This is a genomic window from Dictyoglomus sp. DH (assembly GCF_055181375.1).
The window spans coordinates 313,950-326,538 of record NZ_CM143706.1 but is presented as its reverse complement, the minus strand read 5'-3'; the positions used below and the strand labels follow the sequence as shown (position 1 = coordinate 326,538).

At 30.1% G+C, this 12,589-nt stretch carries 12 protein-coding genes; 3 read left to right on the top strand and 9 right to left on the bottom strand.

From position 1 onward, the window contains the following. Position 1: 1 nt before the first annotated feature. Both ACY3JJ_RS01490 and ACY3JJ_RS01485 read left to right on the top strand, forming a co-directional pair. On the top strand, positions 2 to 529 hold the full coding sequence (locus tag ACY3JJ_RS01490; protein ID WP_463092044.1) for a PAS domain S-box protein: 528 nt from the start codon (positions 2 to 4) through the stop codon (positions 527 to 529). 66 nt (positions 530 to 595) lie between these two features. Beyond that, positions 596 to 1,318 carry an HD-GYP domain-containing protein gene (locus ACY3JJ_RS01485; RefSeq protein ID WP_463092043.1) on the top strand — a complete coding sequence of 241 codons (723 nt, stop codon included), beginning with the start codon at positions 596 to 598 and terminating at the stop codon, positions 1,316 to 1,318. Here the strand turns inward: ACY3JJ_RS01485 and ACY3JJ_RS01480 are convergent. After that, positions 1,305 to 2,216, bottom strand: a complete 912-nt coding sequence (locus ACY3JJ_RS01480) for a response regulator (protein ID WP_463092042.1) — start codon at positions 2,214 to 2,216, stop codon at positions 1,305 to 1,307. The two genes, ACY3JJ_RS01485 and ACY3JJ_RS01480, sit on opposite strands and share 14 nt — an antisense overlap. Positions 2,217 to 2,368: 152 nt before the next feature. Between ACY3JJ_RS01480 and ACY3JJ_RS01475 the strand changes: the two genes are divergently transcribed. Further along, a complete protein-coding gene (locus tag ACY3JJ_RS01475; RefSeq protein ID WP_463092041.1) occupies positions 2,369 to 3,520 on the top strand; it encodes a glycoside hydrolase family 18 protein in 1,152 nt (383 codons plus the stop codon). A gap of 1 nt (position 3,521) precedes the next feature. Here the strand turns inward: ACY3JJ_RS01475 and ACY3JJ_RS01470 are convergent, their stop codons facing one another. From ACY3JJ_RS01470 to ACY3JJ_RS01435, 8 genes are all read right to left on the bottom strand, one after another. Beyond that, entirely contained in the window at positions 3,522 to 4,529 is a 1,008-nt protein-coding gene (locus tag ACY3JJ_RS01470; RefSeq protein ID WP_463092040.1) for a spore photoproduct lyase family protein, read from the bottom strand. Then, a complete protein-coding gene (locus ACY3JJ_RS01465; protein ID WP_463092039.1) occupies positions 4,498 to 5,328 on the bottom strand; it encodes a 5'-methylthioadenosine/S-adenosylhomocysteine nucleosidase family protein in 831 nt (276 codons plus the stop codon). Before ACY3JJ_RS01465 ends, ACY3JJ_RS01470 begins: the two co-directional genes overlap by 32 nt. A gap of 54 nt (positions 5,329 to 5,382) precedes the next feature. Further along, on the bottom strand, positions 5,383 to 7,434 hold the full coding sequence (locus ACY3JJ_RS01460; protein WP_463092038.1) for a beta-galactosidase: 2,052 nt from the start codon (positions 7,432 to 7,434) through the stop codon (positions 5,383 to 5,385). A 53-nt stretch (positions 7,435 to 7,487) separates the two neighbouring features. After that, on the bottom strand, positions 7,488 to 9,350 hold the full coding sequence (locus ACY3JJ_RS01455) for a polysaccharide deacetylase family protein (protein WP_463092037.1): 1,863 nt from the start codon (positions 9,348 to 9,350) through the stop codon (positions 7,488 to 7,490). After that, complete coding sequence (locus tag ACY3JJ_RS01450) at positions 9,347 to 10,207, bottom strand: bactofilin family protein (protein WP_463092036.1); 861 nt, start codon at positions 10,205 to 10,207, stop codon at positions 9,347 to 9,349. Before ACY3JJ_RS01450 ends, ACY3JJ_RS01455 begins: the two co-directional genes overlap by 4 nt. Beyond that, complete coding sequence (locus ACY3JJ_RS01445) at positions 10,092 to 11,249, bottom strand: glycosyltransferase family 2 protein (protein ID WP_463092035.1); 1,158 nt, start codon at positions 11,247 to 11,249, stop codon at positions 10,092 to 10,094. The genes ACY3JJ_RS01450 and ACY3JJ_RS01445 overlap by 116 nt, the downstream gene beginning before the upstream one ends. A gap of 41 nt (positions 11,250 to 11,290) precedes the next feature. Beyond that, positions 11,291 to 12,073: a hypothetical protein gene (locus ACY3JJ_RS01440; protein WP_463092034.1), complete on the bottom strand. Its 783-nt coding sequence runs from the start codon at positions 12,071 to 12,073 to the stop codon at positions 11,291 to 11,293. A gap of 94 nt (positions 12,074 to 12,167) precedes the next feature. Beyond that, positions 12,168 to 12,566: a DUF1284 domain-containing protein gene (locus ACY3JJ_RS01435; RefSeq protein WP_463092033.1), complete on the bottom strand. Its 399-nt coding sequence runs from the start codon at positions 12,564 to 12,566 to the stop codon at positions 12,168 to 12,170. Positions 12,567 to 12,589: the final 23 nt, after the last annotated feature.

Below are 12,589 nucleotides of genomic sequence, written 5' to 3'. Positions count from 1 at the left end.
TATGATTGATAGTTTGGAATTTGAATTTTCTATTTTGATAACAGATTTACACAGTAAAATCCTTGATTGCAATAAAGCTTTTGAAGGATTATCAGGCTATCGTAAAGAAAAATTGAGGGGTTTAGATATAGAGGAGATTATCAAGGAAAATACTCTTTTAACTAGAAGTAGAAAAGAAATAAATATACATTATAATATATTTCCTCTCGTAAATGAAAATATTGTTATCTACATAATATATGATATTGAGAGAATAAAAGAAATATGTGAAGAAAATCTTTTTATATTCCAGGATGCTCCTATTCCAATTATCGAATTTGATATAGAGGAATTAATGAATTATTTAAATTCTTTAAGGAGAGTTGTAGGAGAGAATATTGAAACCTACTTTATTACATATCCGGAGGCCATATTTGATTTTATACGTAAACTAAAAGTTATAAAAGTAAATAATTTTTTTGAAAAGAATTATTTAGGTTTTTCTTTTGAAAATTTCAAGGAAAATTTTTTTAATTACTTTACTCTGTAAAGTCTTGAGATTGTAAAAAGTAATATTATTAGAGCTTATAATGGAGATAAGAAATTCGATTTTGAATTGGAAATTATTGATCCAAATTATAAAATTAAAACTTTAAGATGCATGGTTTCTATATTGGAACAAAAGAAGGCAATAGTCTATATTATAGATATTACAGAATATAGATTTCTTGAAAAAGAATTAAAAAATTCAATTGTTAAGTTGGAGCGTTTCTCCAATCAGATAATAAATACTTTATCATCAGTTATAGAAAATAAGGATTCTTATACTGCTAATCATCAAAGAAGGGTAGCAGATCTTTCTAAAAGAATAGCTCAAGAGATGGGGTTTTCAAAGGAAAAGATAAATGCAATTTACATAGGGGCTCTACTTCATGATATTGGTAAAATTGCAATTCCTGGAGAAATATTAAATAGACCAGGAAAACTTACTCCTATTGAGTTTGAGATTGTGAAGACTCATCCTTTTAAGGGATACAATATCCTAAAAAATATAGATTTTCCTCCGGAGGTTTTAGATATTGTGTATCACCATCATGAAAGGCTTGATGGTACAGGTTATCCTGATGGATTAAAGAATGGAGATATAAGTCTGGAAGTGGGTATAGTATCAGTGGCAGATGTAGTAGAAGCTATTTCCTCACATAGGCCTTATCGCCCTTCTCTTGGAATTGATGCTGCCCTTTCGGAGATAGAAAAGTGGAAAGGTATAAAGTATCATGAAGAAGTGGTAGATATTTGTATAAGGCTATTTAGAGAAAAGGGTTTTAACTTTTCTTAATAACAAGCTGTAAAGAAGGTATTTCTTTATATGTTATATAGGTGGCGATAATTTCAAATTCTTCTTCTCTTGATGGTAATTTCCCTCTTAGATTGAAGCTTTTATTTTCATGATTTTGGCCAAGAAGTGCCTTAAATTTGGCAGCATAAAGGGGAGTGAAGGATAAAAGATCAGTAAATTTCTTTCCTATAAGCTCTTCTTTTTTCATATTGAAAAAGGATAATGCATAAGAATTAGCAGATATAATCTCTTCATTATCCTTTTTAATGACTATAATAGGTGCAGGAATTCCTTCAATAAGAATATCATATTCATTTTCTTTTTCTTTAATCTTTGTTATTTCATTGCTTAATTTATCTATTGTATTTTTTAGTTCTTTTATTTCTAAACTTTCTTCATATTTTTTCTCATAGACTGATAAAAGTAAATTTAATATTTGGATTTGGGATGTATTTAATCGGTATCTTTTACTAAAAAGAGTAAACTCTATGGTTGGTTCAATAATTCCAATTTTTCTTAGTTCTTTCAAAGATAACAGATATTGGAGAGTAGAGATAAGATAATTAGCATTATAGGGCTTCATTATAAAGCCATCTGCTCCAACTTTTATCCCTTCCACAATATCCTTGGGATCAGATAGGGAGGTAATGAGAATAAAAATTATATCTTTTGTATTTTCACTTTGCTTAACAATTTGGCAAAGCTGGAAGCCATTAAGCTCTGGCATTATTACATCGGATATTATGGCTTTTGGAGAGTGATTTTTAAGAATTTCTAAGGCTTCCTTTCCGTTTAAAGCAACTAAAGAAGAATATCCATATTCGCTGAGAATTTTTCTCAAATACTCTGCTTGAGCAGGTGAATCTTCAACTATTAATATATCTTTTCCTTCCTCCATATTGTCAATATAAGTTTACATGGTATTTTTATTTATATTTTAATTAATGTTATTAAAATCTCAATAGGATTTTTTGTATTTAGTTAATATAGTTGACTATATCTACCTAAAAATTATATAATATTAATTAAAAAAAATAGGGGGGATTTTAAATGAGAAGATTAATTTGTTTGCTATCCACGATATTTCTTATTTTGTTCCTTTTTAATTCTTCTTTTCCAAAAGATGGCTATTTTTTAGTAGGAACCTATATTAGGACATGGCCCTTGGGAGATACAGAGGAAGAAATAAGTAAGGGAATATATTGGAAGGGAGATGATTTAAACCTTAAGGGAGTTGATGAGTTAATCATTGCTTTTGGGTTGATAAGGAATGGTTCTGAGATATTTATACCTGATGTGGAGATGGGTTTTGATTTAAAATCAGAGGTAAAGAAATTAAGGGAAAGATATAAAGATTTAAAGATAATAATTTCGGTAGGTGGATGGGGAGCAGAAGGATTTTCAGATATGGCTAATGATCCTAAATTAAGAGCTGAGTTTTGTACTAATGCTAAGAAAATGATCTTGGATTATGGTTTTGATGGTATTGATATCGATTGGGAATATCCTGTAGGTCCTGATTGGGGTCTTCCTATAAAAACAAGACCTGAAGATAGGGAAAATTATGTGATTTTACTTAAGGAATTAAGAGATATGCTTTCAAATCTTTCAGAGACTACTGGTAAAAATTATACTCTATCGGTTGCAGTACCTGCTTCTCCATGGTTTTTACAAAAAAATGATGTGGTAGCAGTTTCTAAGATAGTAGATCATTTAAAGGTCATGAGTTATGACTATTATGGATCTTGGAGCTCTACTACAGGTCATCATGCAAATCTTTATAACAATCCAAAGGATCCTGCTTGGGGAGGATGGAGTACTGATCAAGCATTAAAGCTTTACTTAAATGTGGTACCATCGGAAAAGATATGGGTAGGTGTACCTTTCTATGGAAGAGGCTGGAAAGGAGTTAAGAATGAGAATAATGGATTGTTTCAACCATATAAAGAGAGTATAGATGCAATTTCTTGGGATAAGATAAAGGAGCTAATGGGTAGTGGAAAGTTTAAGAGATATTGGGATGATGTAGCTAAGGCTCCATATCTCTTTGATGGAGATACCTTTATTACCTATATGGATAAGGAAGCATTGGATTATGTGGTAGATTATGTAAGGAGATATAAACTTGGTGGAATTTTTGCATGGGAATATGCTCATGATATGAAAGGAGAGCTTTTAGAATATATATCTTCTAAGAAATGATTTAGATAGTAAATATTTTTTCCTTAGGAATGTATAAAGATATGTTCTCAATTAAGAAGTTAATAAGTTCCCTTTTTAGGTCATGAGGATAGGTATAGGCGTTGTCACCCTCTTCGTAGGGGAAGAGGGTGACCTCATTTATAAAGATTTTTTTCATCCTTTTGAAATAATCTTTTGGGATTCTGAAAACTCCTACAGATAGATCATAGATCTTAGATGGATCAATTTCTTGAAATATTTTTTTCACAAATCTTTTATATATTTCCTTATAATCTTCCACATAAATAAGAGGATCAAAATTTAGTCTTACTGTCCAATGGTGATCTATAGCCTTTTTTATAGCTTTTATTCTAAGATCTAATGATGGTGTCTTTTCATATTTTTTAATAATCTCATCAGGAAGCAATGTCCAGGATAGGATTACATTATCCCTTGGCTTTAGTTCTTCCCAAATTTTGAATTTGCAAGATTTAGTCCTTACTTCAATGATTAAGTCCTTCTTATTCTCTGCATAATTTAAGAACATGCTAAAGAATGGAACTATGTTTTCAAGGGCTAAAAGGTCTGTGTTATAGGATATGGAAAGATAAATAGGATGATCTTTTAGGATTTTGTCTATTTCTTTAAAGTAATCTTCTATGTTTACAAATACCACTATATAGGCTGAAGGATACATTCCTTTTAAGAAGCAATAATCACAGCTAAAGATGCAGTTGAGGACTAATGTGGTATAGTAAAAATAGTATTGTCCAAAATTGGGACATAAAGTTGAACCTGGATATATAAATTCCCTTCTTTTCTTTGCTAATATTAATTTTCTACTTAACTCTTGAATTTTGTAATTTTGGTTTGATCTTGAAAATACTTCTTTATAGTTATCAATCTCTATAGTTATTGATTTGGGAAATCTATTTAGGATTTTTTCGGTTATAGGATGAAGTAGAACCTCTTTTTCTACATATATATGGGAAAATGTTTTAAGGGGAGAGAAGCTTTTTAATTCTTTCAAAGTATCCTTTCCTCTCCTTTTTTGAAGAAACTTTTATATGAAGAAAATCAAAGATCTCTTTAGGAATATCACCTTTTCTTATTATATAGCCCTTTAAATATTTCTCTAATTCATGGGTCATGGAGAATGTAAGATTTAAGCTGTTCCTTAGCTTTTCTACTATATCCTTTATATTCTCTTCTTCAAAGGGTAATTTTTCGTATTCGTTTAGTTCTGATAAAGAGTATATAAATTTTTCTATCTTAGGGATATGATTGTAAATAAGATTGGAAATATCTTCCTTTTTAATTTTTTCGTAATCTAAGAAGTCATATACAATTTTTATACAATGGGTATTATGAGGAGGCAAAAAGAAGGATGCTGACTCGAAGAATCCAGCACCTTCCATATCTACAATGTCCCCTTCTATTTTCTCTTCCATATCTTTTTTTACAGGTGTCATAAAACTTTCAAGGATGCCTTCCTTCATATCATGATTTACGATAATATCTGGATAGAAGGCTCTTTTTGTGTAATGATTTATGATTTTATGGCATAAAATAATATCACCTTTTTGGAAATTTCTATTCCTTGCTCCACATATTCCTAAATTTATAGCTATATCCTTTTCTTGTGCAGAAAACTTTGTCAATAAATAGGTAGTGCCTATAGAAGATTTTATCATTCCTTCCCTCGTTAAAATAAGAAAGACTTGATTCTTAGAAAATGTTTCAAATTTTGATGATGGAATTTTTTTTAATTTAAAATATTCTATTAATGGTTTTGCTTCAGTATGAAAGGCTATAACAAAAAATATCATAATTTGGTCTTTCCTGGAGGGAGAAAATTATTTCTTCCCCCTCCCTATATATTTTTATTCCTCAAGGATTAGTACTTCTCTTGGAGGTATCTCTACTTCTCCTTCATATATTTTTCCAGAGATAAGGTCCTTTTTCCTATTTCCAATATTTATTCTTTTTGCTTCTTCTGTATGATTTAATACAAAGGTAAATACTTTGTTATTTTTTACCCTTTGAGTAATTTCAACTCCATAAGGTACATCTTTGAATAATGGCTCTATTTTATGGATTTTAGATATATATTTTATTAGGTCTTTTAAAAATTCATGGGACACAAAGGATCCCACATAGTAAGCATATCCATCTCCATATTTATTTACAGTGATCACTGGTTGACCTTTATAATAGTCCTTTGTATATACACCTATAGTCTTTGCTGTTTCCTTTTCTAAATGGATTACATCAAATACTAAGTTACATTCATAGGCTTCTTTTGAGAATTCCTTTTTGAATTCATCTGTTATTCGAATCTCATTCTTCATTTCAGGTGGTAAGGCATCAAATTCCTCTACCCATATTCCAAGGAGATCTCTTAATGGAGCGGGATATCCTCCCAAGTATACTAAGTCATTTTCATCTACTAATCCGCTTAATGTAGTAGTTACAAATATTCCACCTTTTCTAACGTATTCTTTTATTTTCTCAGAAGTTTCCTTCTTTACCATATAAAGGAGAGGTGCTATTACTAACTTATACTTTTCAAAATTGTCCTCAATTCCAATAACATCTACTCCCATGTGATTTTCAAAAAGGGCTCTGAAGTAACTTTCTACGCCTCCTACATAGTTTATTGCTGTACTTGGACCTTGAGAGTTTTCAAGAGCCCACCAATTTTCCCAATCAAAAATAACTGCTGTCTGAGATTTTACTTTGCTACCTAAAAGGGTATCCCCTAAGTTTTCTAATTCTTCTCCCAACTGTTTAACTTCTTGAAAGATTCTTGTGTTTTCATGTCCTGCATGTGAGATAACAGCTCCATGGAATTTTTCAGGTCCTCCTCTTGATTGCCTTAATTGGAAGAACATAACTGTATCTGCTCCTTGAGCGACAGCTTGGTAGCTTTGAAGTCTCATTACCTTTGGCCTTTTTATATAACAGTAAGGTTGCCAATTAGTTTGACTGGGAGTTTGTTCCATTAGCATAAAAGGTTCTCCTTGTTTTAGGCCTCTCATTAGAGAGTGCCTAAAAGCAATACTAATATAATCATCGGTTAGGTAAGGATAACTGTCCCATGAAACTATATCCATATGCTTTGCCCATTCAAAATAGTTGAGGGGTTTAAAAGTACCCATGAGATTTGTAGTTATAGGTATATTAGGATTGTATTTTTTTAATATATTGTATTCATTTAGATAGCATTCCAAGATACTTTCAGACATAAATCTATAATAATCAAGTACCATGCTTTGAGCTACAGTTGAAAGCTTTCCTGTCCACCAGTGATGAAACATTACGCTTCTTAATGTGGGAGCTGTAATCTCATTCCAATCATAAATTGTTTGACTCCAAAAAGTAGTATACCATCGCTTGTTTAACTCTTCTAATGTACCATATTTTCTTTTTAGCCAATCTCTAAACTCCTTTATACAATTTTCACAGTAACAGTATGTTCCATATTCGTTGGCAATATGCCAAACTAAAACCGCAGGATGATTGGCATACCTTTCTGCCAGTTTTTCTACCAATTTTCCCGAAAAATACCTATATATTTTGCTATTGGGACAAAAGTTTACTCTTCCTCCATGTACCCTCTTATCTCCATTTATGTCCACAGGAAGAATCTCTGGATACTTTACAGACATCCAATGGGGTTGAGAGGCAGTAGATGTGGCAAGACATATATAGATTCCATTTTTCCATAGGTTATCAATTATCTCGTCTAACATGGAGAAATTATAGGTATCTTCTGAAGGTTGTAAAATGGCCCAAGAAAATACGTTTACTGTAGCAATATTGATATGGGCTAATTTGAAAAGTCTAATATCTTCTTTCCAAACTTCTTTGTCCCATTGCTCAGGATTATAGTCTCCTCCATACCATATGTAAGGCAACTTAGGGTTTATCATAAAAGACTACCTCCCACACTATTATTTTATTAACTCTTTTATTCAATAATAATCTAATCTTGGTGATTAAGTAAAGATCTATTATTTTTAAAATAAAACTGAAAACTTAATTTTTTTTCTCGATATTGGTTGGTTATTGTGAGATAATAGTAATCGTTATCTTCGCTTGAAGTTATACCTGGAGGCAGTTCTTTTATTATGAAATTTTTAGGAATAGCAAGGGTTATGCCTTCTAAACTCTCATTATTTGATAAGGTTATTTTACCATCCGAAAAGTTTATATCAAATTTTGTGTTTAAAAATCTTAATATGAACTTAACGTAATACGACATTGGTTTTACATATATAATTCCTTTATTTTTTAGATATTCTACATAATCTAAAAATTCTTTTAAGGCTCGAGGATATAATGGAATATCGTAAGGATGAGAATAAATAAGTCTTATAGAGCGATTTCTAATCACATAATCTAAGAGTGAAAAAAGCCATTTTTTGACTTCTTCTTCTTTAACTCCACCATTTTTAATCTCTAAAAATGAGGCGTATTTTCCAAGAGAAGAGATAGGGAAGGCAATAACCTTATTGGAGACTAATTTCCCATTGATGAATGTACGATTGGGGGAAGATCCATTATCTCCTGTGTAATAATAACATGTAATCCCAAGTTTTTCTAAAACCTTAGTAGCTAAAGGTTGGGGATGAACACCATTTGGAGCAGAATATTCTGTAATTTTGTATCCTGTTATACTTTCCAAGCATTTGTTGTTTCTTAATATATATTCATAAATTTCTTTTTCTCCAAATACTCCCTTTGTTATGTTATTAGAGAAGAAATTATGAGCCCAGCCTCCATGAGATCCTATTATTCCAAAGGGAAGTAATTTTTGTACATATTCTTTTCCTTTCCCACAGGCATCAAATCCTAAATTATCTCCTGGCTTATCCCTAAAATCTCCAGCTGTAATGTGAATAGAATATTCAATAGCTTTTCTTAAATATCTATTTTGTAGCATATATGGGATACTTTTCCAATCAATATTAGCATCTACGTGCCAGTTTATTACAATGCCCCCCTTTCCATAAGGGGAATTTATTAAGTGAGGAATTTGGGCTATTTTGAAAAGAAAAACTCTAAGTAGAGTTCTAAGAGGAAAATCGTCAGCGTATGCCTTAAGATATCCTAAGGGAAGATTTATATAAATTAATTTGCCTTTTCCATAATTTTTTAAAATAATTCCTGGATATTTTTTACCATCATTGGAAATTATCGAAGCGTATATATTTTTATTATTAAAATTTTCCTTTATATCAATTCTTGATACTGGATAATTCAACTCTCCATAAGCATAGCCTCCTAATAGATGGTTGTTTATTAATTTCCAATAAGGAATTTCTAAGAAGTCTTGATTGTTTTTTTTATCTATCTGTAGGTGTCCAATTGTAAAGCAGTCATCTTTATATTTTTTATAGGTGATGTAGTTTATGTCTAAAATTTCTGAAAATAAGCCTTCATCAAGATACGCGTTTTTCATATTTTTTATTCCCACATCATATGCTAAAAATACATTACCTCCCATCTTTAAGTACTTTTCTATCCATCCTTTTGCTTCTTTTGGAAGATACTGATTTATTCCGTCGGGAAATATGATGACATTTTTGTATTTTATTATGTTTTCGGGTTTTAAAGTAATGAGATTAAAGATATTAACTTCTCTATAAATTACGCCTTCTTCCTCTAAAACTTTTTTGTATGCCTCCATTATGTATGGATATTCTTTTAAAGAATTACTGTATACAATTAATACTCCAAAATCTCTTTTGTTTATTGAGTAGATCTCTAAAAAATTTTTAAAAGAAAAGGAGAGAAAAAGGATGATTAAAAGGCCAATTAGTAAAAAGTAGATGTATTTTCTCAATTTACAATTCCCTCACCTTCCGTCATCATAAAGCCATATACTTTTATCCTTCCTTTAATATATATTCCCTTTTTAGCTATGATAGATTTTATTTTTCCTTCTTCTCCAATTTTAGCCTTGTCTTCTAATATTATCTTTCCTTGGGAAAAGACATTTCCCTTTATATGTACATTTTCTCCTATAAAAATATCCTTTTCTCCAAATACATTTCCATCAATTTCAATATTCCCTTTTATAGTAAGATTGTCATAAGTCTTTATATTTCCTTTTATATAAGCTTCTTTTTCTTTCTCATTTTCTTCAATAGAGGAATGAGTATAGATTTCTTTGGCAAAAACCCTTTTAAATTTACATCTTTTTCCTAGTTTAATCTTTCCCTTGGATGTAGTGCTTACACCTAAATCACAATTTTCATTTACAAATATATCTTTTTCTGCGTCAAGCCATCTTATTATTTTTGTGTTTTTACCTAAGTGTATTTCACCTTCACATGCCATTGCTCGTATTTGATTATTATCACCTATATAGGCATTTCCTTTTGTATAAACTTCTTTTTTGAAAGTTACATTTTCCTTTGATTTTAAATTACCAAGTATATATAGAATTTTATCGACTACGGCATGGGATTCTATAAATCCGATATGATCAACCTTTACTTCTTCTTCGTTGAATTCTAATGTTCCTGTTCCTTCAAGAGCTTTTTGTATGTCTTCAAGTTTTATTTTTTCATTTATTTTCTTTTTAAAGGATTCTGAAAAGTATCTTGGATTTTTTGAATAATAGAAATGAGTACCACATATTGAAAAAGAAATTGAAAATAAGGAGAGGTAATAAAAATATTCTATATGTAACTCCATCAAGAATAGCACCTAATCCTATTTCATAAAAAGGAGCGAAATTTCCATATGTATTATATGCTGAAATAAAGAGTAAAAAACTGCTACTTAAAATCTGCATTTCTCCTAATAAAAATAGGATAATAGAATCTACAAGTCCCAATAAGAATAATGCTGGAACTAAATATACACAAAGTAGAAAAACTCCGTCTATTTTTTCTCTCAAAGATAAATAAGGAGATTTTATTAGAGGAATTAAATATCTGAACATAACTTGATTATGTCCTCGAGACCACCTTCTTATTTGTTTTGCTCTTGCATACCATGTTTCTGGTGCTTCTTCATAACATTCAGCCCTGTTCATATAGCAAACCTTTACTCCATTTATGTAAGCTTTTATTGTGAGTTCTGTATCTTCAGCAAGAACTTTAGGATTAAATCCTCCTAACTTTAGAATCAATTCTTTTCTGAAACCACCTACTGTTCCTCCATATTGAGGTATAAGTTTTAGATTATATCTTGCTTGTTGATCTACTTGATATCCCCCAATCCTTTCAAGATCGAAAAGTCTTGTGAGAAGATTTCTGGAGATGTTTAAAGGGATTACTCTTCCCATGACTATTCCTACTTCTGGATCTAAAAAGGCTGTTGTAAGATCTCTTATAATTCCTCTTGGAGGGATATAATCTGCATCAAAAACAATAATTATTTCTCCATTTGCTATTTGTAATGCATCGTTAAGGGCTGAAGGCTTTCCTCTTTTTTTAGATGAATCTCTATATAATGGTTTAATAAGGTTGGGGTATTTACTATGATAACTCTCTAATATTTTTTTTGTTCCATCAGATGAATTATCATCTATAGGTATAATCTCAAGTTTTTCTTGAGGATAATCAGCATTAAGAAGGGAGTTTAATATATTTTCTGCTACTTTTTCTTCATTATGCATCGGAATAAGTACACTTATTGAGGGTAAATCAGAGTCTATAATATCTTGATATCCAAGTCTCTGTTCTCCAAAGGCTCGATTTATAGTAAATATGAAGTGCCTTATTGCATACATAGTAATTATTGATATTAGGACTATCGAGTATATCTTTAGTATTAGTATACCCATTTCCAATTTTCTTTAATTTTCTGTAGCTTATTTGCTATAATTCCTGAATAAAAGGAGTAAAATCCGACAATATATGTAAAATCTATAAAAGGTCCAAGGGTAAAGTAAAGGGGAAGGGAAAAAATATAAGTAAATTTTAAGAGTAAGTTTATAAAAAAGGCATATCTAACAGTTCCAAAAATAATGCTGTAAAGAAAAGTAATAATAATAACTATAGATTTAACAATAGAGCTATGAGGTATTGGTGCTAATGCCATACCCGTTATTATAGGTATCATAAGCCAAATTCCGATTTGAGTATTCATGTATAGTTCTGAAAATGTTTTAATATCATATGGAAATCTTGAAGGAAAAAGAATAAAAAATATGGAAGAGATTAAAATTAAGAGGAATATAAATATGATCCAAAGTTGAATAGGTTTAGCTTTAATAAATTTTGAGACAAAGATCCCAAAGAAGGATAAAAAAAACATGAAAGTAGAGAAGATTAAAGAAGGGTATTTTCCTGCCATATCTAAAAGATAGATATTTTTAAAAATACTGTTTTCACTTTTTACTATTTTTATATCTTGAGGATGAGGTAAAGAGGATATTGTGAAGTCACACATGAAAAGTGTTATCTTGGGATAATAAGATAAAGTGATTATTTCGAGGGGTAAAACTATAAGAAGAAAGATAAGAATGATACTTTTTATTGTATAATTGAATTTTCTATATGATCGGTGATAGGGAATGAAGTACTCATTCTTTTCTATGTTAACTCTATTCATATTTTGAATTATACAACAATTTATTAAATATTTACAAGTGCTTTACTCTCAATATAGAAAACATTATTTTATGCTTGTGTAATATTTTATTTAATTATCTGAACAAGTTCTTTTGATAACATAAAGGAAACCAAGAGCAATTTTTACAAAAATTTTCAAAATTAGATCTTGTTAGTCTTTTAAAGATTAGTCTTTTTATGTCGAGAAAATTATATTTTTCCCTTATGGTCAAGTTTAGATAATTTATAATTTCTTTATCTTTCTTTTCTATCTCCTTAGGATAGCTTTCTCTTAAACACTTATTATTTTTCAAATATGGGCATTTATCACAAATACTATCCCTTTCCGCAACTAATATAAATAAAGAGTTTTCCTCTAATTTTTCTTTTATTTTCTTCATGTTTTCAATAAATTCTTCAGAGTATCCTTTACCTTCAAAATGTAATAAACAGATTAAATGATGGCCTCTTATCTTTATATCTTTGTCCTCCATATATTCCTCCTTAAGGTACATTT

What these genes read in the sequence shown, in the direction of transcription:
- ACY3JJ_RS01460 (WP_463092038.1), bottom strand. Translation starts at nt 7,434, where the DNA reads ATGATAAACCCTAAGTTGCCTTACATATGGTATGGAGGAGACTATAAT.
- ACY3JJ_RS01435 (WP_463092033.1), bottom strand. Translation starts at nt 12,566, where the DNA reads ATGGAGGACAAAGATATAAAGATAAGAGGCCATCATTTAATCTGTTTA.
- ACY3JJ_RS01480 (WP_463092042.1), bottom strand. Translation starts at nt 2,216, where the DNA reads ATGGAGGAAGGAAAAGATATATTAATAGTTGAAGATTCACCTGCTCAA.
- ACY3JJ_RS01490 (WP_463092044.1), top strand. Translation starts at nt 2, where the DNA reads ATGATTGATAGTTTGGAATTTGAATTTTCTATTTTGATAACAGATTTA.
- ACY3JJ_RS01445 (WP_463092035.1), bottom strand. Translation starts at nt 11,249, where the DNA reads ATGTATGCAATAAGGCACTTCATATTTACTATAAATCGAGCCTTTGGA.
- ACY3JJ_RS01475 (WP_463092041.1), top strand. Translation starts at nt 2,369, where the DNA reads ATGAGAAGATTAATTTGTTTGCTATCCACGATATTTCTTATTTTGTTC.
- ACY3JJ_RS01465 (WP_463092039.1), bottom strand. Translation starts at nt 5,328, where the DNA reads ATGATATTTTTTGTTATAGCCTTTCATACTGAAGCAAAACCATTAATA.
- ACY3JJ_RS01450 (WP_463092036.1), bottom strand. Translation starts at nt 10,207, where the DNA reads ATGGAGTTACATATAGAATATTTTTATTACCTCTCCTTATTTTCAATT.
- ACY3JJ_RS01440 (WP_463092034.1), bottom strand. Translation starts at nt 12,073, where the DNA reads ATGAATAGAGTTAACATAGAAAAGAATGAGTACTTCATTCCCTATCAC.